We start from the raw sequence: 682 nt of genomic DNA on the forward strand, positions 1-682 counted from the left end.
CCCTTGGGACCTACTCCAGCCCCAGGATGCGACGAGCCGACATCGAGGTGCCAAACCATCCCGTCGATATGGACTCTTGGGGAAGATCAGCCTGTTATCCCCGGGGTACCTTTTATCCGTTGAGCGACACCGCTTCCACAAGCCGGTGCCGGATCACTAGTCCCTAGTTTCCTACCTGCTCGACCTGTCAGTCTCACAGTCAAGCTCCCTTGTGCACTTACACTCAACACCTGATTGCCAACCAGGCTGAGGGAACCTTTGGGCGCCTCCGTTACTCTTTGGGAGGCAACCGCCCCAGTTAAACTACCCACCAGGCACTGTCCCTAACCCGGATCACGGGCCGAGGTTGAGATGTCCAATACAATCAGAGTGGTATTTCAACAACGACTCCACCCCAACTGGCGTTGAGGCATCACAGTCTCCCACCTATCCTACACAAACCGAACCGAACACCAATACCAAGCTATAGTGAAGGTCCCGGGGTCTTTTCGTCCTGCCGCGCGTAACGAGCATCTTTACTCGTACTGCAATTTCGCCGGGTCTGTGGTTGAGACAGCAGGGAAGTCGTTACGCCATTCGTGCAGGTCGGAACTTACCCGACAAGGAATTTCGCTACCTTAGGATGGTTATAGTTACCACCGCCGTTTACTGGGGCTTAAATTCTCCGCTTCGACCGCAAAGG

The 682-nt window shown here is 54.8% G+C and carries 1 rRNA gene; it reads right to left on the minus strand.

Annotation, left to right across the window (positions count from 1 at the left end):
• A 23S ribosomal RNA gene (locus HMPREF2849_RS01875) occupies positions 1 to 682 on the minus strand; the annotation flags it as partial.

Origin of the sequence: Corynebacterium sp. HMSC073B01, from assembly GCF_001838255.1 — a bacterium.
Taxonomy (GTDB): domain Bacteria; phylum Actinomycetota; class Actinomycetes; order Mycobacteriales; family Mycobacteriaceae; genus Corynebacterium; species Corynebacterium jeikeium_D.